This window comes from Microbacterium salsuginis (assembly GCF_012524205.1).
In the GTDB taxonomy this organism is placed as follows: domain Bacteria; phylum Actinomycetota; class Actinomycetes; order Actinomycetales; family Microbacteriaceae; genus Microbacterium; species Microbacterium salsuginis.
Window position 1 is genome coordinate 146576 of sequence record NZ_JABACI010000003.1, and the last position, 22760, is coordinate 169335.

General features: G+C 71.2%; 20 protein-coding genes. 8 read left to right on the forward strand and 12 right to left on the reverse strand.

Annotated features, from left to right (window positions below; translation table 11 throughout):
• The first annotated feature begins 112 nt into the window (after positions 1–112).
• On the forward strand, positions 113–2743 hold the full coding sequence (locus HF576_RS11145) for an ATP-binding protein (protein ID WP_168912901.1): 2631 nt from the start codon (positions 113–115) through the stop codon (positions 2741–2743).
• Positions 2744–2868: 125 nt separating this feature from the next.
• On the opposite strand, the gene HF576_RS11150 is transcribed toward HF576_RS11145, so the two are convergent.
• Positions 2869–4464 carry a 5-oxoprolinase subunit B/C family protein gene (locus HF576_RS11150; protein ID WP_343234246.1) on the reverse strand — a complete coding sequence of 532 codons (1596 nt, stop codon included), beginning with the start codon at positions 4462–4464 and terminating at the stop codon, positions 2869–2871.
• Complete coding sequence (locus HF576_RS11155; RefSeq protein WP_168912902.1) at positions 4458–5213, reverse strand: 5-oxoprolinase subunit PxpA; 756 nt, start codon at positions 5211–5213, stop codon at positions 4458–4460. The genes HF576_RS11150 and HF576_RS11155 overlap by 7 nt, the downstream gene beginning before the upstream one ends.
• 319 nt (positions 5214–5532) lie before the next feature.
• Here HF576_RS11155 and HF576_RS11160 point away from each other — a divergent pair, with 319 nt between their 5' ends.
• Positions 5533–7284 (forward strand): ABC transporter ATP-binding protein, encoded by a 1752-nt coding sequence (locus HF576_RS11160; RefSeq protein ID WP_168912903.1) that lies wholly within the window; start codon positions 5533–5535, stop codon positions 7282–7284.
• A 31-nt stretch (positions 7285–7315) separates the two neighbouring features.
• Here HF576_RS11160 and HF576_RS11165 read toward each other — a convergent pair whose 3' ends face one another.
• From HF576_RS11165 to HF576_RS11175, 3 genes are all read right to left on the reverse strand, one after another.
• Positions 7316–8278, reverse strand: a complete 963-nt coding sequence (locus HF576_RS11165) for an ABC transporter permease (RefSeq protein WP_168912904.1) — start codon at positions 8276–8278, stop codon at positions 7316–7318.
• On the reverse strand, positions 8275–9279 hold the full coding sequence (locus HF576_RS11170; RefSeq protein ID WP_168912905.1) for an ABC transporter permease subunit: 1005 nt from the start codon (positions 9277–9279) through the stop codon (positions 8275–8277). Before HF576_RS11170 ends, HF576_RS11165 begins: the two co-directional genes overlap by 4 nt.
• A 113-nt stretch (positions 9280–9392) precedes the next feature.
• The gene (locus tag HF576_RS11175) at positions 9393–11063 is read right to left on the reverse strand and encodes an ABC transporter substrate-binding protein (protein WP_168912906.1); all 1671 of its coding nucleotides are present in this window, start codon (positions 11061–11063) and stop codon (positions 9393–9395) included.
• 285 nt (positions 11064–11348) lie between these two features.
• Between HF576_RS11175 and HF576_RS11180 the strand changes: the two genes are divergently transcribed.
• From HF576_RS11180 to HF576_RS11190, 3 genes are all read left to right on the forward strand, one after another.
• Complete coding sequence (locus HF576_RS11180) at positions 11349–12212, forward strand: spermidine synthase (RefSeq protein WP_168912907.1); 864 nt, start codon at positions 11349–11351, stop codon at positions 12210–12212.
• 80 nt (positions 12213–12292) lie between these two features.
• Entirely contained in the window at positions 12293–12820 is a 528-nt protein-coding gene (locus tag HF576_RS11185) for a tetratricopeptide repeat protein (protein WP_168912908.1), read from the forward strand.
• A 51-nt stretch (positions 12821–12871) separates the two neighbouring features.
• On the forward strand, positions 12872–13360 hold the full coding sequence (locus HF576_RS11190; RefSeq protein ID WP_168912909.1) for a SprT-like domain-containing protein: 489 nt from the start codon (positions 12872–12874) through the stop codon (positions 13358–13360).
• A gap of 7 nt (positions 13361–13367) precedes the next feature.
• Here the strand turns inward: HF576_RS11190 and HF576_RS11195 are convergent, their stop codons facing one another.
• Complete coding sequence (locus tag HF576_RS11195; protein ID WP_168912910.1) at positions 13368–14009, reverse strand: 2-phosphosulfolactate phosphatase; 642 nt, start codon at positions 14007–14009, stop codon at positions 13368–13370.
• A gap of 127 nt (positions 14010–14136) precedes the next feature.
• Here HF576_RS11195 and HF576_RS11200 point away from each other — a divergent pair, with 127 nt between their 5' ends.
• A complete protein-coding gene (locus HF576_RS11200; RefSeq protein ID WP_240948863.1) occupies positions 14137–14685 on the forward strand; it encodes a hypothetical protein in 549 nt (182 codons plus the stop codon).
• On the opposite strand, the gene HF576_RS11205 is transcribed toward HF576_RS11200, so the two are convergent.
• The 6 genes from HF576_RS11205 to HF576_RS11230 all read right to left on the reverse strand — a co-directional run bounded on the left by HF576_RS11205 (position 14646) and on the right by HF576_RS11230 (position 20087).
• Positions 14646–15239, reverse strand: coding sequence for an NADPH-dependent FMN reductase (locus tag HF576_RS11205; RefSeq protein WP_168912911.1), 594 nt, complete (start codon positions 15237–15239; stop codon positions 14646–14648). The two genes, HF576_RS11200 and HF576_RS11205, sit on opposite strands and share 40 nt — an antisense overlap.
• Before the next feature lie 199 nt (positions 15240–15438).
• A complete protein-coding gene (locus HF576_RS11210) occupies positions 15439–16896 on the reverse strand; it encodes an ABC transporter permease (protein ID WP_168913047.1) in 1458 nt (485 codons plus the stop codon).
• 29 nt (positions 16897–16925) lie between these two features.
• The gene (locus tag HF576_RS11215; protein ID WP_168912912.1) at positions 16926–17711 is read right to left on the reverse strand and encodes an ABC transporter ATP-binding protein; all 786 of its coding nucleotides are present in this window, start codon (positions 17709–17711) and stop codon (positions 16926–16928) included.
• A gap of 104 nt (positions 17712–17815) precedes the next feature.
• Complete coding sequence (locus HF576_RS11220; protein WP_168912913.1) at positions 17816–18223, reverse strand: VOC family protein; 408 nt, start codon at positions 18221–18223, stop codon at positions 17816–17818.
• A gap of 17 nt (positions 18224–18240) precedes the next feature.
• Positions 18241–18894, reverse strand: a complete 654-nt coding sequence (locus tag HF576_RS11225) for a response regulator (RefSeq protein WP_168912914.1) — start codon at positions 18892–18894, stop codon at positions 18241–18243.
• On the reverse strand, positions 18891–20087 hold the full coding sequence (locus HF576_RS11230; RefSeq protein WP_168912915.1) for a histidine kinase: 1197 nt from the start codon (positions 20085–20087) through the stop codon (positions 18891–18893). The genes HF576_RS11225 and HF576_RS11230 overlap by 4 nt, the downstream gene beginning before the upstream one ends.
• 237 nt (positions 20088–20324) lie before the next feature.
• Here HF576_RS11230 and HF576_RS11235 point away from each other — a divergent pair, with 237 nt between their 5' ends.
• Both HF576_RS11235 and hydA read left to right on the forward strand, forming a co-directional pair.
• Positions 20325–21173, forward strand: coding sequence for a nitrilase-related carbon-nitrogen hydrolase (locus tag HF576_RS11235; RefSeq protein WP_168912916.1), 849 nt, complete (start codon positions 20325–20327; stop codon positions 21171–21173).
• A gap of 146 nt (positions 21174–21319) precedes the next feature.
• Positions 21320–22753, forward strand: coding sequence for a dihydropyrimidinase (hydA, locus tag HF576_RS11240; protein ID WP_168912917.1), 1434 nt, complete (start codon positions 21320–21322; stop codon positions 22751–22753).
• Positions 22754–22760: the final 7 nt, after the last annotated feature.

Here is a 22760-nt window from a genome sequence, read left to right on the forward strand (position 1 = left end):
CCCGGTTCACTGCGCATCACCAGGGTCGAGCCGGCGGCGCCGGGGGTCGTCCCGGGGGTCTTGACGGACAGGAGGATGGCGGGAACGGTCCCACAGGGTCCATGATGTGCACATGACTGGGGTACGGCACCCCGTGATCCGCACTCCCGACCAGCGGCTCCGGGTGTTCGTGAGCTCGACGTTGCGCGAGCTCGCTGAGGAGCGCGAAGCGGTCAGGGCGGCCATCGAGCGGCTGCGGCTCGCGCCGGTGATGTTCGAGCTGGGGGCGAGGCCGCATCCGCCGCGGGAGCTGTATCGCTCCTACCTCGCGCAGAGCGACGTCTTCGTCGGCATCTACGGATCGAGCTACGGGTGGATCGCGCCCGACGAAGAGGTGTCGGGACTCGAGGACGAGTACAACCTCGCGCCGCGCGCGATGCCCAAGCTCATCTACGTCAAAGCCGCCGAGCAGCGCGAAGAGCGCCTCGCCGGGCTCATTGCCCGTATCCAGGCCGACGACACCGCCGCGTATCTGCACTTCGAGCGCGCCGAGGACCTCGAGGATCAGGTCGCGGCCGATCTTGCGATGCTGCTCGCCGAGCGCTTCGACGAGTCGCGACTGGCCGAGATCGACCCGCCCGAAGCGGGGGGATCTCTCGTCGGGAAGGTGCCTGTCCCGTACACGACCACGATCGGGCGGGATGCCGACATCACGGCCGTACGCGATCTGCTGGCTCGCGGCACGGACCGCGTCGTGAGCCTCATCGGCCCGGGCGGCATCGGCAAGAGCCGGCTCGCCATCGAGACCGCGCTCGCATGCGAGGAGCTCTACCCCGACGGCGTGTACTTCGTGCTGCTGGAGGGCGTGCTCGAGGCAGGCCTGCTGCTGCCGACGATCGCCTATTACCTCGGCATCCGCGACAACGGCGAAGCCGCGCTCGAGGAGCGCATCGCGCACGCGCTCGCCGAGCGCAAGGTGCTGATCGTGCTCGACAACTTCGAGCAGATCGTCGAGGCGGCGCCCGCGCTGGTGCGCCTGTACAACGTCGCGCCGACCGCGACCTTCCTCGTGACGAGCCGCATCGTGCTGCGCATCCGCGGCGAGCGCGTGTACGAGGTGCCGGCGCTCACGACGCCGGTCGGCCACGCGCCGGCCAGTCTCGACCCCGACACCCGGACGGCCGCCGTCGCCCTCTTCGTCGATCGCGCACAGGCGATCGACCCGGCGTTCGGGGTCACGGCCGACAACGCGGGTGCGCTCGCCGACATCTGCCGCTCGCTGGAGGGACTGCCGCTGGCGATCGAGCTGGCGGCGGCGAAGGTGCGCATCCTGAGCCCCGCGGGTATCGCGGAACGGCTCGGCGAGAGCCTTCCGCTCCTGACGGCGGCGGTGCGCGACCTTCCCGAGCGCCACCGCACCATGCGCGCCACGATCGACTGGAGCGTCAGCCTGCTGCCCGAGGAGCAACGGGATCTGCTGGAGGACCTCGGCGTCTTCGCGACGCGCTTCACGCTCGACGCAGTCGAGGCGATCGGCTCGGGCCGCTCATGGGACGGTCAGGCGATCGACGCTCTGGCGGCGCTCGTGGACGGCTCGCTGGTCAAGCAGCACGACATGGGCGGCCGTCGTGTCTTCGCGCTGCTCGCGATCGTGCGGGAGTACGCCCTCGGCCGGCTCAAAGCGCGCGGCGATGCCGACCGCGTCCGGCTCGCGCACGCCGACCACTACTGCCGCCTCGTCAAAAGCGTCGCACCCGACCTCGGCGGTCTCGGTCAGGCCGAGGCCGTCGCGCGCCTCGGCCTGGAGCTGCCGAACCTCCGCGCCGCCGTGCGCCACCTCGTGTACACGAACCGGCTCGACGACGCCGGGGACTTCGCGTGGAGCCTGCTCATCTACTGGTGGATCTCGGGCTTCTTCGCCGAGGTGCGGCTGTGGATGCTCGAGCTGCTCGAGAAGCAGCATGAGCAGCCCATCACACAGCACACCCGGGCCGTCGCCTGGTTCTTCGCGCTGTGGGGCGAGATGTGGCAGCGCCCGAGCGAGCAGGTGGTCGCCGGCCTCGGCGAGTGCGTGCGGCTGTTCACCGAGAGCGGGGATCAGGATGCCGCTGCCATGGCGCTCGCGGCGCGCGCGACGGCGCGTGTGCAGCTGTCCGACCCCGACGCCGACAAAGCCGAGGCAGAGCTGCGCGCCGCCGTGACGAAGCTGCGGGAGCTGGGGAACGGGTGGGCCGAGGCGATCACCGAGGTCTCACTCGGGCGCCTCGCGTGGGTGCGCGGCGCGACCGACGACGCGCTGGCCCACTTCGATCGCGCGACCGAGGTCGCCGAGGCCGGCGACGACCTGTTCACGACATCCGTCGCGGGCAATCTGCGCTCACGCCTGAACTTCCAGCTCGGTCGCATCGAGCGGGCCGAGGAGGAGTTCGTCCACACGCTGCTGCTGTCGATCCGGTTGCACTACGACGAAGGCGTCGCGTACGGACTCGAGGGCGTGTGCGCGGTCGCGGCGGCGCACGGCGAGGCGTGGCGCGCCGCCGCGCTCGCGGTGGCCGCGGGCGAGATCCGCCGCCGCATCGGCATCTTCGACGTCGAGGCGTTCACCGTGCACACCCCGTACCTCGAGATCCTCCGTGGCCGCGATCCGGCGAGCGTCGAGGCCGGCGAGGCCGCCGGCGCCGAGCTGACGCTCGCCGAGGCCGTGCACCTCGCGCTGCCGGCATCCGTCTACGCAGAGGTCGCCGACGCGCTGCGCACCTGGTGACCCCTCTCGGCCTCACTCTCAAAGGCGGTTCGTTCGCCACCTGTGTACACGAATCGCCGAGATCGGCGTACATAGGTGACGAACGAACACCGGTGGGGGAAGCGACGGGACGGGAGCGCGGGCGGTCAGGCGGGTGGGCGGGCGTGGCGGAACCGGATGCGGGTGCCCGGCCGGGCCTGCGCGATCAGGTCGAGCGCAGCATCCGTCACCACCGCGATCACGGGGTAGCCGCCGGTCACCGGGCCGTCGGCGAGGAGGATCGTCGGCCGGCCGCTCGGCGGAACCTGCAGCGCACCGGGGACCATCCCCTCGCTCGGCAGCTCGTCGTCGCGCGTGCGGGCCAGTCCGGGACCGTCGAGGCGCACGCCGACCCGGTCGGCGTCGTTCGACACGGTCCAGACCGCCTCGAACAGCGTCTCGAGCGCTGCCGCGGTGAACCAGTCGGCGCGCGGACCGGGAGCCAGCGCGACTTCGAGCTCGTCGTCGTGCGGTGCACTCCACAGGCTGGGCGGCGCGACGGGGATCGGACCGACCGCGTCGGGACGGATGCCGACGATATCGCCGCCGCGCAGCGCCCGCGGCCCGAGCCCCGCCAGCAGGTCGGTCGAGCGCGATCCGAGCGCCTGGCGCCCGTCGAACCCGCCCCGCACCGCGACGTACGCCCGCACGCCGTGCGCGAGCCAGTCCACGTGCAGCTCGGCGCCGGCGGGCCATTCGTGCGCCTGGTACGGGTCTATCTCGTGCCCGTCGAGTCTCAGCGGTCCCCACGCGCCGACCACCGCGACCCACAGGTCGCGCTCGGCGATCGCGCGCAGCCCGCCCATGGTCACCTCGATCGCGGCGGCGTCCTCGGGATTGCCCAGCAACCGGTTCGCGGTGCGCAGCGCTGCGCGGTCGAGCGCTCCCGACACCGCCACGCCGACCGACCCGGCACCCGGCCGTCCGAGATCCTGCAGGGTCGCGAACAGGCCCGGTTCGACGATGCGGATGCCGGGAGTCACGCCCGGCTGCAGGTCAGCTGCCGCTCGAGGTGCGTCGACGACAGCTGATCCGCCACGAGGGCTGCCGACAGCCTGCGGCCGGGCACGACTCTCGTCACGTCGAGAGGAGAAGCGCACGCGGGTGCCGGGGGCGAGCAGGGCCGGGACCGCCGCGTCCGGGTCGAACAGCCGGGTGCCGGTGGTGCCGATCAGTCGCCACCCACCCGGCGTCTCACGCGGGTAGGCGCCGGTGAAGGCGCCGGCCAGGCCCACCGCACCGGCCGGCACGCGCGTGCGCGGCGACGACAGCCGCGGCACATCGAACGGCCACTCCGGGCTCACGAGGTAGCCGAAGCCCGGCGCGAACCCGGTGAACGCCACCGTCCACTCCGCCGCCGCGTGGCGCCGCACGAGCTCGTCGGCGCTCACGCCCAGCAGCGCCGCCGTCTCGGCGAGGTCGGCACCGTCGTACACGATGTCGAGTTCGACGATCGGCTGGTCCGCCGCCGCCGTGGGTCCGGCGTGCGCGGCCGCGGCGGTCGCCCATGAGCGCGCCGCCGGCACCGCGAGCACGCGCGGATCGACGCGCACGAGCACCGTCCGCGCGGCGGGCACGATGTCGATCACGCCATCCGGTCGCGATGCCTCGAGTGCGGCGCGGACCGCCAGCACCTCCTCGAGAGACGCGACCTCGAGGAGGAGCGCGCGCTCCCCCATCGGCCGCGCCGTCACACTCACCACGGCGCCCGCACCTCCACCCCGGCGCCGTCGAGCGCTGCGCGCACCGCGCGGGCCATGGCCACGGCGGCGGGCGAGTCTCCGTGCAGGCACAGCGACGCGGCCGCGGTCGACACGAGGGTCCCGTCGACGGCCTCGACCTCGCCCGTGAGCGCGAGCCGGACGGCGCGCGCGGCCACCTGGTCGGGATGGTCGAGCAGGGCTCCCGGCTCGGTCCGGGGGACGAGCCCGCCATCGGGCCGGTAGCCGCGGTCGAGGAACGCCTCGTACAGGAAGGGAAGGCCGACGGATGCCGCGGCCCGCGCCATCTCGCCGCCCAGGCCGAGAACGGGCAGCGGCCGGCCGAGGGCGCTCGAGATTCCGGCGATCGCGCGGGCGACGGCATCCGCCTGCTCCTGATCCCCGATGACCGCGTGATAGAGCGCGCCGTGCGGCTTGACGTAGCGCAGGTCGGCGCCGGCCAGGCGAAGGGCGTCGAGCTGTGCGGCGACCGTGGCGGCGAGGGCGGACGGGTCGATCGCGACCGGCACGCGGCCGAAGTTCGCGCGATCCGGGTAGGAGGGGTGAGCTCCGACGGAGACGCCGAACCGCGCGGCCAGGGCGATCGCCTCGTGCATCGAGGCGGCATCCCCCGCGTGCCCGCCGCACGCGATGCTGGCGCTCGAGATGACGGCGAACATCGCCTCGTCGTCGGCCGTGGGCACGCCGTCGACGGTCTCGCCGAGGTCCGCGTTGAGGTCGATCGCCGCCATGCCACCACGGTATCCCCGGCCGCCGCCCCGCCGCCGCGGCCTGCGTCCGCGACGCCGCCCGTCCCGCCGCCGCGGCCTGCGTCCGCGACGCCGCCCGTCCCGAGCGCGCGGCGGCCGCACCCCACTCCGTTCGTTCGTCACCTGTGTACGCGAATCGTGCGGTTCTGCGTACACAGGTGACGAACGAACCCCGGAGGTCCGGCGGCGCCCCGGCCGCCGCGGGGTCATTTCGCCCAACGAAAACGGTCACGCGTTACGGATGCGTAAAGGCTGGCGGGGAAGCGGTGCGCAAAGAGCCCTCGGCAGGCAGGATGGAGCAATGGCCCGAAACACTGAACGTCTCGCGGCCGGGGCGCCGCTGCTCCAGGTGCGCGACGTCGCCGTCCAGTTCCAGACCATCGACGGTCCGGTGCACGCCGTCGAGGGCGTCGACCTCGACCTCGCCGCGGGTGAGACGCTCGCGATCGTCGGCGAGTCCGGTTCGGGCAAGTCCACCACGGCGATGGCCGTCATCGGGCTGCTGCCGGGCAACGGCAAAGTCACCCGCGGCAGCATCATGTTCGAGGGCGAGAACCTCGTCGGCGCCTCCGAGGGCGTCATGCGCAGCATCCGAGGACGCTCCATCGGTCTCGTGCCGCAGGACCCGATGTCGAACCTCAACCCGGTCGCCAAGATCGGCACGCAGATCGCCGAGACGCTGCTGGCCCACGGCCTCGCGACCCGCAAGGACGTCGACCGCAAGGTCGTCGAGACCCTCGCCGCCGCCGGGCTGCCGAACGCCGAGGACCGCGCCAAGCAGTATCCGCACGAGTTCTCGGGCGGCATGCGCCAGCGCGCGCTCATCGCGATCGGCCTGGCCTGCGATCCGAAGCTGCTGATCGCCGACGAGCCCACCAGCGCCCTCGACGTCACCGTGCAGAAGACGATCCTCGACCAGCTCGAGCGCATGACGAGCGAGCGCGGGACCGCGCTCATGCTCATCACCCACGACCTCGGGCTCGCCGCCGAGCGCGCGTCGCGCGTGGTCGTGATGAACCGCGGCCGCATCGTCGAGCAGGGGCCGGCCCGGCAGATCCTCGAGGACCCGCAGCATCCGTACACGCAGGCACTCGTCAAGGCGGCGCCGTCCGTCGCGGCCGTGCGGCTGCGTCCCGAGGCGTTCCGCAAGCCGGCGCCGCAGCCCGACATCGCGCCTGAGATCCCGTCGGAGACGGCACCGGATGCTACGGCGGCAGCGATCACCGAGCCCCGGGTCACCGAGCCCGGCGCCGCCGCAGCCGCCGTCGACAACATCGTCGAGGTCGAGGGGCTCACGAAGATCTACAAGATCCGCGGGCAGAAGGAGGACTTCGCCGCCGTCAAGGACGTGTCGTTCGCGATCCCGCGCGGCGAGACCGTCGCGATCGTGGGCGAATCGGGCTCGGGCAAGACCACGACGGCGCGCATGATGCTGAAGATCATCGAGCCGACCGAGGGCGCGATCCGCTTCGACGGACAGGACGTGGCGACGCTCAAGGGTCGCGAGCTGCGCGAGTTCCGCCAGCGCGTGCAGCCGATCTTCCAGGACCCGTACTCGTCGCTGAACCCGATGTTCTCGATCGAGCGGATCATCTCCGAGCCGCTCGAGTTCTACAAGCGCGGCTCGTCGAAGGAGCGCTCGGCCCGCGTGCGGCGGCTGCTCGACGACGTCGCTCTGCCGCAGACGATGCTGAGCCGCTACCCGTCGGAGCTGTCGGGCGGCCAGCGTCAGCGCGTCGCCATCGCTCGCGCCCTCGCGCTCTCGCCCGATCTCATCGTGTGCGACGAGCCGGTGTCGGCCCTCGACGTGCTCGTGCAGGACCAGGTGCTGACGCTGCTGCGCGACCTGCAGCGCGAGTACGGCCTCAGCTACCTCTTCATCTCGCACGACCTCGCGGTGGTGCGCCTCATCAGCGACTACGTGTGCGTCATGAAGGACGGCGCGCTGGTGGAGGCGGCATCCTCCGAAGAGATCTTCACCAACCCGCGCGATCCCTACACGCGGCGCCTGCTGGCGTCGATCCCCGGCAACGAGCTCGACATCGCCGTCTGACCCGGGGTCTGACCGGCCGCAATGCGGGCCGTCAGCGCGCGCGGGTGCGGGGGTCCATCGCCTCGCGCAGAGCCTCGCCGAAGAGGGTGAAGCCGAGCGCGGTCACGGTGATGCAGATGCCCGGCAGGAACGCCAGCCACGGCGCGATCGCGAGCTCGAGCTGCGCGTAGGTGAGCATGCGGCCCCACTCGGCCGTCTGCGGCACGTCGCCCCCGAGGCCGAGGTACGACAGCGCGGCCGCCTCGATCACGGCGGTCGCCAGCGACAGCGTGCCCTGCACGATGACGGGTCCGACAGAGTTCGGCAGCACGTGACTCATCGTGATCGTGCCGCGGCCGAGGCCGAGGGTCTGCGCCGAGAGCACGTAGTCGGCGTTGCGCTGCTGCAGCATCGACGCGCGCAGCAGTCGCGCGAACACCGGCACCTGCACGACCCCGATCGCGATCATGACGGATGCCTGGTTCTGGCCGATCACGGCTGCGATCGAGACGGCCAGCAGCAGCGAGGGGACGGAGAGCAGGATGTCGACGATCCGCATGATCAGGGTGTCGACCCAGCCGCCGAACATGCCGCACAGGAATCCCAGGATCATGCCACCGACCAGGCCGATCGCGGTCGATATGACGCCGATGAGGAGCGTCGCCCGCGCGCCCCAGATGAGCTTCGACAGGACGTCGCCGCCGAAGCGGTCGAGCCCGAGCGGGAACTCGGGGATCTCGCCGGGACCGGGGATGTGCGTCGGTGTGATGAAGCGCTGACCGGGCAGCTCGGTCGGCCCGTACGGCGCGAGCCACGGCGCCAGCAGCGCCACGAGCAGGAACACCGCGATGATCGCGGCACCCACCCACGCGCTCGGGTTGCGGCGCAGCCGGCGGAACACGGCGCGCCAGAACCCGCCGCCGCCGGTCCTCGCGCCGAGCAGCTCCTTGTCGTCGACGGAGGTGTCGTCGACGGGCCCGCCGCTCGGGGCGGGGGGAAGCATGGCGGATGTCATGAGACCCTCACTCTCGGGTCGATGAAGCTGTACGACACGTCGACCGCCAGGTTGATCACGGCGTAGCCGATCGCGATGAAGATGATGAAGCCCTGCAGCACCGGATAGTCGCGCGTGAAGATGGCCCGGGCCAGGAACGAGCCGATCCCCGGATAGGCGAACACCGTCTCGGTGAGCACCGCGCCGGAGATCAACAGACCCACCTGCAGACCGACCGTCGTGATCACCGGCAGCATCGCGTTGCGCAGGATGAACCGCGTGCGGATCGTCGAGCGCGAGATGCCCTTGGCCATGCCGGTGCGCACGTAGTCCGAGTTCTGCACCTCGAGCACCGATGCCCGGGTGATGCGAACGATGATCGCGAGCGGGATGGATGCCAGAGCCACCGCGGGCAGGATCAGGTGCAGGAACGCGTCCCACGCGGCATCCCATTCCCCCGTGATGATGCCGTCGAACACGTAGAAGCCGGTGTAGTGCGTCGCGTCGATGCGAGGGTTCTGGCGTCCTTCCGAGGGCAGCCAGCCCAGCTGCACCGCGAAGACCCACTTGAGCATGAACGCGAGGAAGAAGACGGGGATGGTGATGCCGAGCAGGCTCGCGCCGACGAGGATGTGGTCGGACGCGCGCCCGTGGCGGCGGGCAGCCAGATACCCGAGCGGGATGCCGATTCCCACGGCGAGGATGATCGCCAGGAAGCTCAGCTCGAGGGTGGCCGGCAGGCGCCGCAGGAACTCGTCGATGACGGGCTGGCGTGTCTGCAGCGAGGTGCCGAAGTCTCCCGACAGCAGCTGGCCGAGCCACGTGAAGTACTGGACGAACAGGGGCTCGTTGAAGCCGTACTGCTCATTGATCCTCTCGACGGCCTCGGGCGTGGCGCGTTCGCCGAGCAGCGCGACGGCGGGGCCGCCGGGCAGCGCGCGAACCCACAGGAACAGCAGGACGGACAGGCCGAGCAGGGTCGGTATCAGCAGGAGCAGCCGGTGGCCGATGGTGCGTAGCACGGGGTGAATCTCCGGGGGAGGACGGCGGCGCGGAGCCGCGGGACGTCACGAGGGAGGCGGCGGGATGCCCCGGCCCGGCGTTCGGGCACCGGGCCGGGGCATCCGTCTCCGTGCTACTCGCTCAGCTCGACCAGGTTGTAGACCTCGTCCTGGACGGGGCTGGCCGGGTACGAGGTCACGCGCGGCGCGAACGCCAGCGTCGGGACCGGGTGGGCCAGCGGCACGCCGGGCAGGAACTCCATGATCTGCTCGTTGACGTCGAGGTAGGCCGCCTCCTGCTCCTCCTCGGTGGCAAGGCCACGGGCGTCGGTGAGCGCCGAGGTCAGCTCGGCGTTCTCGAAGCCCCACTCGTTGCCGGCGGTGGCGAAGAACGTCCCGACGAAGTTGTCGGGGTCGTTGTAGTCGCCGGTCCACCCGAGCAGGTGGATGCCGTGATCGGTGCCGCCCTGGATGCGGTCGAGGTACGTGGGGTTCCAGTCCTCGCCGACCGGCGTGAGCACGATGCCGACGGCTTCGAGCTGCGACGCCAGGTTGGTGTAGATCTGCTCCGGGTTGGGCATGTACGGACGCGACACGTTGACGGGGTAGTTGAACTGCAGCGTCAGCGGGTTCGCCTCGTCGTAGCCGGCCTCGGCCAGGAGCGCCTGAGCGGCCTCCGGGTCGTACTCGTACGTCGTGACGTCCTCGTTCCAGCCGATCACGGCGGGCGGCATGAACTGCGAGGCCACCTCGGTGCCCTCGGGCAGCACCTGCGTCACCAGCTGATCCTTGTCGATCGCGTGGGCGATCGCCTGGCGCACCCGGATGTCGGCCAGCGCCGGCACGGCCTGGTTCATGGCCAGGTAGAGGATGTTGAACGGGTCGCGGTTGACGAGGTTGAACCCGTCCTCCTCGAGTGCGCCGAGGTCGGCGGGAGCGACGAGGTCGTACCCGTCGATCGAGCCGGATTCGAGGGCCTGACGACGAGCGGTGGTGTCGCCGATCACCTGGAAGATGACCTCCTGCACCTGGCCCTGCTCGCCCCAGTAGTCCTCGTACGCGCTGAGCGTCACGGACTCGCCCGGCGCCCACTCGTCGAACTTGAACGGGCCGGTGCCGACCGGGTGGCCCTGTGCGTACTCGCTGAGCACGGGCGCCTCGGCGGTGCCGCCGACCTCGTCGGCCGCGAACTCCTCGAGCGCCGCGGGGCTCTGGATCGCGAACGACGGCAGCGACAGCGCGGGGATGAAGCCGGCGAACGGCTGGGTCAGGGTGATCGTCGCCTCGGTCTCGCTGGTGGCCTCGCAGCCGCCGTAGATCGAGGTGCCGGTCTCGGCATAGCCGCGCATGAGCTTGCCCCAGTAGTACGAGAGGCTCTCGGTGGCGGCCAGGCCGGTGAAGTTGTTCATGCGGTCGAAGTTGAAGCAGACCGCCTCGGCGTTGAAGTCCGTGCCGTCGTGGAAGGTCACGCCTTCCTTGAGCTGGAACGTGTACGACAGGCCGTCCTCGGACTGCTCCCAGCTCTCGGCGAGACCCGGAGCGGGGTCGGCCGTGCCCGGCTCGACGCCGACCAGACCCTCGAAGATCTGACGCGAGACGCGGAACGTCTCGCCGTCGTTGGCCATCGCCGGGTCGAGACCGGCGATGTCGCCCGACGCGCCGAAGATGAACGTGGAGTCGACGTCGCTCGGCTCTTCCGTGCCGCCGCCCTCCTCGCGCTGACTCGCGCAGGCGGTCAGGACGACCGCACCGATTGCGACGGCCGCGGCGCCGGTGAGCCAGCGCCTCTTGGCAGTGTGGAGCATGTGCTGTGCACCTTCCATATCGTGTGGGCCTTGCTGCACGTCATCGTGGAGCAGAGGTGCGCGCAGCCCTCAGCAGGGTGTGATGCCTCGACGCTACCCGGCGACAGCGGTCCGCACGATTACGCGTGTGTCTCGATTGTGTTTCGACACGACCGGATGCCTCGGCCTGAGCGATCTGCACGCGGTTCGGCGTCTGCTCGTGCAGAAGTGCTCGGTTTCGGCGTTTCGTCTCTCTTCGCTCGCTCAGCGACCGGAGCGCCCCGCCCGACGGCTAACGTTGAGGCCATGGCGCGAGGGCGGAGTGACGAGACGGCGCCCTCCGCCCGGCTGTCGGACGGCACGCTCGCACGGGTCGTCCCGTCGGCCTTCGGCGGCGGGTTCGAGCTCGACGTCGACGGCACGCCCCAGTCCCACGTCGACCTCGACGATCCCACGCACCTGCATTTCGAGTACGTCGCCCGCATGGGCGCGGTCATCGACAGACTCCGGATGCCGGGGCAGCCGCTGACCGCGATCCACCTGGGGGCGGGGGCCCTGACCGTTCCGCGGTACGTCGAGGCGACTCGTCCCGGCTCGCGGCAGCAGGTCGTCGAGCTCGAGCCGGCGCTGTGGGACCTCGTGCGCGAGCACTTGCCGTTGCCCCGCGGAGCATCGATCCGCGTGCGCATCGGCGACGCGCGCGAAGTCCTCGGCCGGCTGCCCGCGGGACTCGTGGGCGCCGCCGACCTCGTCGTGTCGGACGTGTACTCGGGCGCGCAGACGCCCGCGCACCTCACGACCGTGGAGTTCTTCACCGCGGCAGCGCGCTTCCTCGCGCCCGACGGCGTGCTCCTGGTCAACGTCGCCGACGGCGCCGGGCTGGCCTTCGCCCGCCGGCAGGTGGCGACCGTGCAGGCCGTGCTGGAGCACGTCATCGTCCTGGCCGAGGTGCAGACGCTGAAGGGCCGGCGCTTCGGCAACCTGGTGATCGCCGCATCCCGGTCCCCCCTGCCCACGGAGTGGCTGCCCCGGCTGCTGGCGGCCGGGCCGCACCCGGCCAAGGTCGCGGAAGGCCGCGAGGTCGACGACTTCGCGCGCGGCGCGCGCGTGGCCACCGACGCCGACGCGACGCCCTCCCCCCGGCCCGCGGCATCCGTCTTCGACCGCTGACCGGCGTGGCACGCCCCGAAGGGCAGGGACGCGGAGGCACACTGGAGGGGCGACCGGCAGCGCGTGTGAAGGGAGTCTTCGTGAGCTACATCAAGGGATACGACCCCGACACACTTCGCGAGAAGGTCGACCCGCGGCAGTGCAAGGAGCGGCTCGACGAGATCGGCGACCAGCGCAGCCTGCCCGCGCTCCTCGAGCGGGTGTGGCTGCTGAAGGTGCTCGATCGCAGCGAGGACGCCCTCGTCATCTCGGAGCAGTCCGTGCGCGTCGCGCGCATGGCCGGCACCCGCAAGGATCTGCTGCGGGCCCGCATCCTCCACGCCACGGTGCTGCAGTCCCGGGGCGCGTACGCCGCGGCCGAGCAGGAGCTCACGACGTGCGCCGAGGAGGCGGAGGGCCAGGGCTGGGCGAGCATCGCCGCCTTCGCGTACCAGCACCGCGGCAAGGTCAACTTCGATGACGGCGATTTCGAGTCCGCCCGCAAGGACTTCAAGCGCGCGCTGTTCCTGCGCCAGGAGTCGGGTGCAACCGAGGATCAGCTCGAGTCCACGCTGCTCGCGATCGACGCGGCGGACCGGCGCCGGGCCGCAGCATCCGTCGCCAGCTGACGGTGGCCGCCCGCAGCTCGAGTGTCGTAGATACGTTCTAACCTGTCGCACATGTCGGAACTGCATCGCGTGCGCCACTGGGCCGAGGCCCTGATCGACGCCCATCTCGACTCGTCCTGGACGTTCGCCTTCGACAACGCCAAGCGCCGCGCGGGACTGTGCGATTACACGCACAAGCGCATCAGCGTGTCGCGGTACCTCGCCGCGCGCTACGACGACGACACGAACCACCAGACCCTGCTGCACGAGGTGGCACATGCCCTCGCCGGAGCGGGCGCCGGTCATGGCCCGCGATGGAAGGCCGTCGCGCGCGAGCTCGGATACGTCGGCGGCACGACGCACGGCGGCGAGACGGCGACCGAGCTCGCGCCCTGGATCGGGGTCTGCCCGTCCGGGCACGTCGCGTACCGTCACCGCAAGGCGGTGCGACCCACGTCGTGCGCGAAGTGCGCGCGGGTGTTCGACGAGCGCTTCCTCTTCACATGGACCCGTCGTGAGATCACGCCGGCCGCGCGCCTCGCCGCGATGACACCGCGGTAGCGGGGCGTCAGGACGCGACGAAGGCGCCCTGGCTCAGGACCGGGACGACGGTCGCCGCATCCAGCGCCGCGGCCGCGAGCACCTCGTCGCGCCGGCCGAGGGTCACGAGCTCCTGCCCGGAGCCGCTCGCGGTGAGCAGGTGCCGCACCGCGCCGCGAAGGCCGCGGAAGGACTCGCACGCCGCGGCTGCCTCTGGCGAGGTGTGGTCGATGCCGAACGCACCCAGCGCGTCGATGATCGCGCCGGCGCCCAGCTGGTCCTCCACGGCGAACCGCAGCGGCGACCCCGGGTCGCGCCCCGCGAGCTCGCCCGCGGCGATCACCGCGATGCTGGTGCGCTCGCCGCGCCGCTGCTGCTCGGCGAGCACGGCCCCGGCGACGGCGCCTGCATTCCGCAGGCAACCCAGCAGGACGACGGATCCGGATGCTTCGGCCGCCGCAGCGACAGCCGCACCGTTGAGCGACACGGCGTGGGCGGCGTCGTCGAGCGGCACGGACTCGCCGCGGGCGACCGCCATCGCCACCGTGGTGGAGAAGCGCAGCACATCGACCACCACGACGACGTCAGCGGCAGCGAGCCGAGCCAGCCCTGCGGCGCCCCATTCGAAGCGGACCTGATAACGGTGCTGATCGAACGGGCCCTCAGACATCCCTCCAGCGTACGACGGACGCCTCTCGCGACATCCGGGGCGCGTCACAGAAGCCCCGGGGTCGCGGCCCCCGAGGGGGCGGGAGCTGTGACATCCCCGCCGGGTGCGAGACTGGAGCATGCGGATCATGCTGAAGTTCGTGATCGACTGCGACGCCGACGCGGCCTGGCGGGCGGTGCACTCGCCCCGCGCGGTAGCGGAGCTGTACGGTCCCCTGCTCGACCTCCAACCCCTCGTGCCGAGCGGGCTGCCCACGGCCTGGAGCCCGGGCGACGACATCCCGGTCCAGCTGTCGGCGTTCGGCGGCCTGCCGATGGGCCGGCAGCTCATCCACGCGAGCGAACGCACCGTGCCGGGCCCGGATGGGCCGGTGCGGATCTTCCGTGACAGCGGCATCCCGCTCACCGGTCCGCTCGCGAGCCTCGACGTGTGGGATCACCAGATGGCTGTCTCCCCCGCCCCGGGAGAGCCGGGCAAGACCCTGTGGCGCGACCGGCTCGTCATCGGCGGGCCGACGGCGCCGGTGCTGTGGCCCGTGCTGTGGAGCATGTGGCAGTGGCGCGGCGCCCGGATCCGCGCGCTCGCGCCGACCTGGGCGCACGACCCCGAGCCCGTCGACCCGGCGGCCCACGGGCCTCAGTCCTGTGGGATCACCGTCAGCACGCGTGCCGTGTAGTCGAGGAACTGCCTCATGAAGGTGCGGAGGAAGTCCTCGGTCGACGAGACAGTGACAGTGCCGTCGGCCTCGATCAGCCCCGGCGTGAAGTGGATGTACGCTTCGGGCGCGGTCATCTGCCGGGTGTTCAGGTAGCTGAGCGTACCGCGCAGCGACTGCTGTCCGACGGCGGTGCCGATCTGCCCGGATGAGGCGCCGATGACGGCTGTGGGCTTGTCGGACCACGCGTTGTCACCGTAGGGTCGGCTTCCCCAGTCGATGGCGTTCTTCAACGCCCCCGGGATCGAGCGGTTGTACTCGGGGGTCACGAACAGCAAGGCATCGGCGGAGCGCACTGCATCCTTGAAGTCCAACGCGACCTGCGGATAGTCGGCGTCCGCATCGCGATTGTAGATGGGCAGATCGGCGTACGAGATCTCGAAGAACTCGAACTCCGGCGGCGCGACCCGTTTCAGCGCCTCGGCAAGGCGACGGTTGATGGACTCGCGCGAGAGGCTGCCCACGATGACACCCACGCGGTACGGCGGTTCATGCTGCATGATCTCGATCTCCATGAGGCCCAGCGTGCGCTCGGCCGACCGGATCCGCACCCCCCTTGCGCGCCGGTGACGAATGGTTCCGGGCACGTCCGCGCGTGCTCCGGGTTGAGAAACCACACCCGGGTTGAGAAACCACACTGCGCGCGGTTTCTCAACCTCCACGCGGTTTCCCAACCTCCACGCGGTTTCTCAACCTCGACATGGTTTCTCACCCTCAGTCGGCGAGCGCCTCGACCGGCACCACGCGGGTGGCGAGCCGTGTCGGCACCACGGCGGCCACGAGCGTCAGCACCGCGGTGGCGACCACGATGATCGCGACCGGGAGCCACGGGACGGCCGGGGCCACGAGGGTCGGCGCCGAGAACGACGGCGGCATGGGCACCGCGCCGAGCAGCGACTGCGCACCGGCCCAGCCGTACGCGATGCCCAGCACCAGGCCGGTCGCGGTCGCGGCGATCGTGATGTGCGCGGCCTCGAGCAGCACCATGCGGCGCACCTGCCCCGTCGAGACGCCCAGCGCACGCAGCAGGCCCAGTTCGCGGCGGCGCTGCACGACGCCGATCGTCAGGAGGTTCACCAGCCCGACGGCGGCGATCGCCGCCGACACGGCGACGAGCCCCATCATGATGGCCGCGAACGTGTCCATCAGGGTCGTCATGTCCTCGGGCAGCGGGCCGTCGGCCGAGGCCGCGAACACCGCCTTGACGGTCTCGAGAGCGACGGCGAACATCGTGACCAGGGTGACGCCCATCACCACGCCGATCGCCATGCGGCTCGAGCGCTCGGGATAGCGCAAGGCGTTCTCGGCCGCCAGCCGCGCGGTCGCCGAGCGGCCGAACGCCTTGCCCACCAGCCGCAGCACCGGCGGCATGACGAGCGTCGCGCCGAGAGTGAGTCCGGTGAACGAGAAGATGCCGCCGAAGAAGGCGACGATCACGCCCAGCGGAGTGAGCAGCCCGAGCGCGATCCCCGCCGCCAGCAGCACGCCGCCGATCGCGAAGAGCGTGATCGCGACGCCGTTGCGGCCGCGGCGCCCGGTGAACGCATCGTGGGATGCCTCGACCGAGCCGCCGAGCGCCTGCAGCGGCGTGACGGTCAGCACACGGCGGGAACCCGCCCAGGCTGCGGCCCAGGTCGTCAGCGCGACGACGACCGCGGGGATGATCAGCACCGGCTGCACGACCGCGTACTCGACGCCCTCGACGGCGAGCGCCGCTTCGGCCAGGAGCACACCGGCCCACGAGAGCAGCGTGCCCGCGACCAGGCCGAGGGCAGCGCCGATGACGCCGACGACGAGACCCTGGCGAGCGATCTCGGAGCGCTGCGAGCGCGCCGACGCGCCGATGAGGCGCATGAGCGCGATGCGGCGCGTGCGCCCGGCGACGACCGTCGCGAACGTGTTGGCCGTCACGATCGACGCGACGTACACCGCGACTCCGACCAGGATCACCGACATGATCGCGAGGACGACGGCGAGGGTGCCGCTGTCGCCGATGTACGGGTCGGCGCGCATGAGCGCGGCGATGTAGCCGGTGGCGCTCAGCAGCACCGCGCCGAAGGCGCTCGAGATCCCGGCGACGAGGATGCTCGCCCCCATGCCCCGTTCGCGCAGCCAGGCCAGCGGCGCCGTACGCGACGACGAGGGGGTTCCGGATGCCGCAGCCCGCGGCATCCGTTCGTCCGTTCTCTCCGCGACCGCGCTCACGACGCCACCGCCACGGCCGGGGCGGAGCCGAGCTCGGAGGCCAGCATGTAGGCCGCGATCTCTTCGGGGCTCTGGCGGGGCTTGTCGGCGACGATGCGGCCGTCGCCGAGGAACAGCACCCGGTCGGCGTGCGACGCGGCGACCGCGTCGTGCGTGACCATCGCGATGGACTGGCCGTGCTCTCGGCTGGCGGTGGCCAGGAGTCCCAGCACCTCGCGGCCGCTGCGGGAGTCGAGGTTGCCGGTCGGCTCGTCGGCGAAGACGAGGTCCGGCGCGGTGGCGAGGGCGCGGGCGATCGCGACGCGCTGCTGCTGACCGCCCGAGAGCTGGTGCGGGCGGTGGCCGAGACGCGCGGTCAGCCCGAGCGTCTCGACGAGCCCGTCGATGCGCGAGCGCTCCAGCGCCGTGGGCCGGCGGCCGTCGAGGTCGAAGGGCAGCAGGATGTTGCCGATCGCGTCGAGCGTCGGCACGAGGTTGAACGCCTGGAAGACGAAGCCGACGCGGCGGCGGCGCAGGATGGTGAGCTCGAGGTCGGACAGCCCGGTGATGTCGGTGTCGCCGATCCACGCGCGACCGGCGGTCGGAGCATCCAGGCCCGCCATGATGTGCATGAGCGTGGACTTGCCCGAGCCGGACGGCCCCATGATCGCGGTGAACTCGCCGCGACGGATGCCGACGCTCACGCCGTCGAGCGCGCGCACCGCGCTCTCGCCGGTGCCGTAGGTCTTGGTGAGCTGCTGCACCCGGGCCGCCAGGCCCAGGTCGGTCGATGAAATCTCCATGCCTTCGACGCTACGAACCGGCGCGCACCCACCGCGTCGGCCTGCCGGGCCATCCCACGTACATCGCAAGGATGATCCTCGCGACGCCCGCTCCCGGCTCGGGCTCAGGCGGCGTCGGGGGATGCGGCGGCATCGGAGGTCAGCAGGACCACGTTGCCGTCGGGATCCTCGACGAGGGCGGCGTACGGGCCGACCGTGCGAGTGGGCGGCATGCGCCCCGTGTAGCCGGCCCCGACGAGGTCGGCCCAGGTGCTGTCGACCACGTCGTCGTCGCCGACGTAGAACTCGAGCATCTGCGAGTAGCCGCCGCCCGAAGGCGGCGCCCAGGTCGGGTCGTAGCGCGACGCGAACGCCGTCGTCAGCAGCAGCGTGACGCCGCTGCCCATCCGGTGCGCGACGACGGTGCCGCCCGCGACGGGATCGGGCATGTCCAGCCCGAGGCGCCGGTAGAAGCGGAGCGACGCGTCGATGTCGGCCACTTCGAGCACCACCATGCTCAGCTGCAGTTCCATGCCCCGATTGTGCCCTGCTAGGCCAGACCGTGCTCGAAGGCGAAGACGACCAGCTGCACCCGGTCGCGCAGCGAGAGCTTGGTGAGGATGCGGCTGATGTGGGTCTTCACCGTGGCCTCGGAGAGGAACTCCCGCGCGGCGATCTCGGCGTTGGACAGGCCACGCGCGGCCAGCGCGAAGATCTCGCGCTCCCGCTCGGTCAGGTCGGCGTAAGCGGGCGGGACGGGCCGCGGCGCAGCATCCGTGAATCTCTCGAACAGCTCGCGGGTGGCGGATGCTGCGATCACGGCCGATCCCGCATGCACGGTGCGGATCGCCGCGAGCAGGAACTCGGGGTCGGCGTCCTTGAGCAGGAACCCGCTCGCGCCCTGCCGGATCGCCCGGGCGGCCGCCTCGTCGAGGTCGAACGTGGTGAGCATCACGATGCGCGGAGCCTGCGCTCCCGGCTCCTGGGCGTCGGTGAGCAGCTCGGCCGTCGCGGCCAGTCCGTCCATGACCGGCATCCGGATGTCCATCAGCACGACATCGGGACGACTCGTGCGCACCGCGGCGAGCGCTTCGCGACCATCGGATGCCTCGGCCACGACCTCGAGGTCGGGCTGCGAGTCGACCAGCATGCGGATGCCCGCGCGGAACAGCGCCTGGTCGTCGACGAGCGCGACGCGGATCATGCCGCACCTCCGATCGGGATGACGGCAGAGACGACGAAGGAGCCCGCGGGGTCGGCGCCGGCCTCGAGCCGGCCACCCACGAGCTGAGCGCGCTCGCGCATGCCGATGATGCCGTGGCCGCGGACCGGGTCGGAACCGGTCTGCGGACGTTCGGCGAGTCCGTTGCGGACGGCGACCTCGACGCGGTCCGGCAACCACGACAGGCGCAAATCCACCGCTCCGCCCGGAGCACCGTGACGCAGCGCGTTCGTGAGCGCCTCCTGCAGGATGCGGTAGACCGCGAGCTGCGCCGCGGCCGGCGGCGTGCCCGGCGGCGCGGGGTCGACGTCCACCCGCAGCGGAACACCGGCGGCGCGCACCTGGGCGTACAGTTCCTCGAGATCGGCGAGAGTCGGCTGGGGTCCGTCGCTCTGGCTGTGGCGCAGCTGCGTGAGCAGCAGCCGCACGTCGGCGAGGGCCGCGCCGGCGGTGCTCGAGATCGTCTCGAGGGCCGTCGCCGCGGCGGTCGGGTCGGAGGCGGCCGCATAGCGCGCCCCGTTCGCCTGCGCGATCACGACGGTGAGGGAATGCGCCACGACGTCGTGCATGTCGCGGGCGATGCGCACGCGCTCCTGCTCGGCGTACGCCTCGGCCTCGGCCGCCTCCTGCGCTCGGCGGTTCTCGCGCGCCCGCACGGCGGTGCGCACCAGGGCGCCGACCGTCCACGACAGCCCCAGGGCGAAGGCTGCGGCGACGAGCAGCGACAGCGCGGACGGCAGGGTCTCCCACGACAGGCCGCCGCCCACGTTCAACGGCCCGGTCGTGAGGTACACCGCGATCACGACGGCACCCAGCAGCGCCGAGGCGAGCCCCGCCCGCGACACCCACCGCGAGCCGTAGGCGGCGGTCGCGTAGAGCACGCCGAAGATGGCGACGTCCGAGAAGCTGGGCGGGCGACCGAGACCCACCTGCAGCAGTGCCCCCGCCCACGAGAGCGCGAGAGCCAGTGCGGGAGACACCCGTCGGAGCGCGAGAGCCCCGCTGAACAGCGCGGCGATCACGAACGCGGCGAGCGCCGGCAAGACGAAGGCGGGGCCGCCCAGGCCCGACGACCCGGCGACGAGCACCGTCTCGACCGGCCACGCGATGAGGAGGAAGAGCACCGCGAGCCCGATGTCGACGACGAGCTGGTAGGGCTTCAGGCGGCGGAACACCGTTTCACGGTACGCGAGACCGGATGCCGCGGCATCCGTCTCGGGATGTATCCGGTCCTGCCGCTAAAGGTCTGCCGAGCCGACCATTGCCTCGCGGGGCCGCAGGCTTTACTGTCGCGTCACAGGGCGAAACCGACGGGAAACGTCGGATCGACAGGATCAGAGAACGGGGCTGCTCCATCGATCCGACCCCGCAGGTCCACCCCGAGGGACCCAGCCAAGGACGGACGGAGAACCATGACCACGGTACGCGCGGCCATTTCGCAGACCACCTGGACCGGCGACAAGGAGTCGATGCTCGACAAGCACGAGGGCTTCGCGCGGGAGGCCGCCGCGCAGGGCGCGCAGGTCGTGTGCTTCCAGGAGCTGTTCTACGGCCCGTACTTCGGGATCACGCAGGACAAGAAGTACTACCGCTTCGCCGAGCCGGCCGACGGCCCGATCGTGCAGCGGTTCGCGGCGCTCGCGAAGGAGCTCGGGGTCGTGATGGTCCTGCCCATCTACGAGGAGGCCGAGACCGGGGTGTACTACAACACCTCCGTGCTCGTGGACGCCGACGGCACGATCCTCGGCAAGTACCGCAAGCACCATCTGCCACACCTCGACAGGTTCTGGGAGAAGTTCTACTTCCGTCCCGGCAACCTCGGCTACCCGGTGTTCGACACCGCGGTCGGGCGCGTCGGGATGTACATCTGCTACGACCGCCACTTCCCCGAGGGATGGCGCGAACTCGGCCTCGCCGACGCCCACATCGTGTTCAATCCCAACGCCACCAAGCCGGGACTGTCGAACCGGCTGTGGGAGGTGGAGGGTCCCGCTGCGGCCGTCGCCAACGGCTACTTCGTGCTGCAGCCGAACCGCGTCGGACGGGAGGACAACGAGTACGGCGACCTCGCCGTCGACTTCTACGGCACGAGCCAGGTCATCGACCCGCGCGGCAACTTCGTCGGCGAGCGAGGATCGGGCGAGCACGAGGAGCTGCTCGTCCGCGACCTGGATCTCGAGATGGTGCGCGAGATGCGCGACGACTGGCAGTTCTACCGCGACCGTCGTCCCGACTCCTACACCCGGATCGCGAAGCCGTGACCGCCCACGCGGATCGCCCGTCCCGTTCGTTGAGCGAGGGAGCGCAGCGACCGAGACGAAACGCGCGCAGCCAGCGTGACACGGCGGATCGAGGCGTTTCGTCTCGCTTCGCTCGCTCAACGACCGGTGGGAAGTAGGAGGAGACCATGACCACCACACTCATCAAGGGCGGAACCGTCGTCTCGGCGACCGGGCGCGGCGAGGCGGACGTGCTCATCGACGGCGAGACCATCGCCGCCGTGCTCGCGCCGGGCTCGCAGCTGCTGGGGACGGATGTCGCGGCCGCTGTCGACACCGTGATCGACGCCTCCGGCAAGTACGTGATCCCCGGCGGCATCGACGCCCACACGCACATGGAGCTGCCGTTCGGCGGGACCAACGCGTCCGACACCTTCGAGACGGGCACGCGCGCGGCGGCGTGGGGCGGCACGACGTCGATCATCGACTTCGCCGTGCAGCGCTACGGCGAGCGCGTGCAGGACGGCCTCGCCGCGTGGCACGAGAAGGCGCGCGGCAACTGCGCGATCGACTACGGCTTCCACCAGATCGTCGGCGGGGTCGACGACGACTCGCTCGCCGCGATGCGCGGCCTGCTCGACGAGGGCATCTCGAGCTTCAAGCTCTTCATGGCCTACCCGGGCGTGTTCTACTCCGACGACGCCCAGGTGCTGAAGGCCATGCAGGTGTCGGCCGAGACCGGGCTGCTCACGATGATGCACGCCGAGAACGGGCCCGCGATCGACGTCCTCGCCGCGCAGCTCGCCGAGGCCGGCAAGAAGGCGCCGTATTACCACGGCATCGCCCGCGCCTGGCAGATGGAGGAGGAGGCCACGCACCGCGCAATCATGCTCGCCAACCTCACCGGGGCGCCGCTGTACACGGTGCACGTCAGCGCGAAACAGGCCGTGGACCAGATCGCGTGGGCGCGCGACCAGGGCTGGAACGTGTTCGGCGAGACCTGTCCGCAGTACCTGTACCTGTCGCTGGAAGAGCAGCTCGGCGGCTTCAGCGAGGAGTGGGGGCAGTTCGAGGGCGCCAAGTGGGTGTGCTCGACGCCGCTGCGCAGCCACAAGGAGGGCCATCAGCACCACATGTGGCAGGCGCTGCGCACCAACGACATCCAGATGGTCTCGACCGACCACTGCCCCTTCTGCATGAAGGGCCAGAAGGACCTGGGCCTGGACGACTTCCGCGCGATCCCGAACGGGATCGGGTCGGTCGAGCACCGCATGGACCTCATGTACCAGGGCGTCGTGACCGGCAAGATCACACTCGAGCGGTGGGTCGAGCTCACGTCGACCACGCCGGCGCGCATGTTCGGCCTCTACGGCCGCAAGGGAGTGATCCAGCCCGGGGCCGACGGCGACGTCGTGGTCTACGACCCGAACGGGCACACCTCGATCTCGGCCGCCTCGCACCACATGAACATGGACCATTCCGCGTGGGAGGGCTTCGAGATCGACGGGCATGTCGACACCGTCATCTCACGCGGCAAAGTCATCGTCGACGACGGCGACTACCTCGGCGCCAAGGGCGACGGCCGGTTCCTCAAGCGCGGCCTGAGCCAGTACCTGATCTGAGGGAGAA

What these genes read in the sequence shown, in the direction of transcription:
- HF576_RS11145 (WP_168912901.1), top strand. Translation starts at nt 113, where the DNA reads ATGACTGGGGTACGGCACCCCGTGATCCGCACTCCCGACCAGCGGCTC.
- HF576_RS11155 (WP_168912902.1), bottom strand. Translation starts at nt 5,213, where the DNA reads ATGGCGGCGATCGACCTCAACGCGGACCTCGGCGAGACCGTCGACGGC.
- HF576_RS11160 (WP_168912903.1), top strand. Translation starts at nt 5,533, where the DNA reads ATGGCCCGAAACACTGAACGTCTCGCGGCCGGGGCGCCGCTGCTCCAG.
- HF576_RS11165 (WP_168912904.1), bottom strand. Translation starts at nt 8,278, where the DNA reads ATGACATCCGCCATGCTTCCCCCCGCCCCGAGCGGCGGGCCCGTCGAC.
- HF576_RS11175 (WP_168912906.1), bottom strand. Translation starts at nt 11,063, where the DNA reads ATGCTCCACACTGCCAAGAGGCGCTGGCTCACCGGCGCCGCGGCCGTC.
- HF576_RS11180 (WP_168912907.1), top strand. Translation starts at nt 11,349, where the DNA reads ATGGCGCGAGGGCGGAGTGACGAGACGGCGCCCTCCGCCCGGCTGTCG.
- HF576_RS11190 (WP_168912909.1), top strand. Translation starts at nt 12,872, where the DNA reads ATGTCGGAACTGCATCGCGTGCGCCACTGGGCCGAGGCCCTGATCGAC.
- HF576_RS11195 (WP_168912910.1), bottom strand. Translation starts at nt 14,009, where the DNA reads ATGTCTGAGGGCCCGTTCGATCAGCACCGTTATCAGGTCCGCTTCGAA.
- HF576_RS11200 (WP_240948863.1), top strand. Translation starts at nt 14,137, where the DNA reads ATGCTGAAGTTCGTGATCGACTGCGACGCCGACGCGGCCTGGCGGGCG.
- HF576_RS11205 (WP_168912911.1), bottom strand. Translation starts at nt 15,239, where the DNA reads ATGGAGATCGAGATCATGCAGCATGAACCGCCGTACCGCGTGGGTGTC.
- HF576_RS11210 (WP_168913047.1), bottom strand. Translation starts at nt 16,896, where the DNA reads ATGCCGCGGGCTGCGGCATCCGGAACCCCCTCGTCGTCGCGTACGGCG.
- HF576_RS11215 (WP_168912912.1), bottom strand. Translation starts at nt 17,711, where the DNA reads ATGGAGATTTCATCGACCGACCTGGGCCTGGCGGCCCGGGTGCAGCAG.
- HF576_RS11220 (WP_168912913.1), bottom strand. Translation starts at nt 18,223, where the DNA reads ATGGAACTGCAGCTGAGCATGGTGGTGCTCGAAGTGGCCGACATCGAC.
- HF576_RS11225 (WP_168912914.1), bottom strand. Translation starts at nt 18,894, where the DNA reads ATGATCCGCGTCGCGCTCGTCGACGACCAGGCGCTGTTCCGCGCGGGC.
- HF576_RS11235 (WP_168912916.1), top strand. Translation starts at nt 20,325, where the DNA reads ATGACCACGGTACGCGCGGCCATTTCGCAGACCACCTGGACCGGCGAC.
- hydA (WP_168912917.1), top strand. Translation starts at nt 21,320, where the DNA reads ATGACCACCACACTCATCAAGGGCGGAACCGTCGTCTCGGCGACCGGG.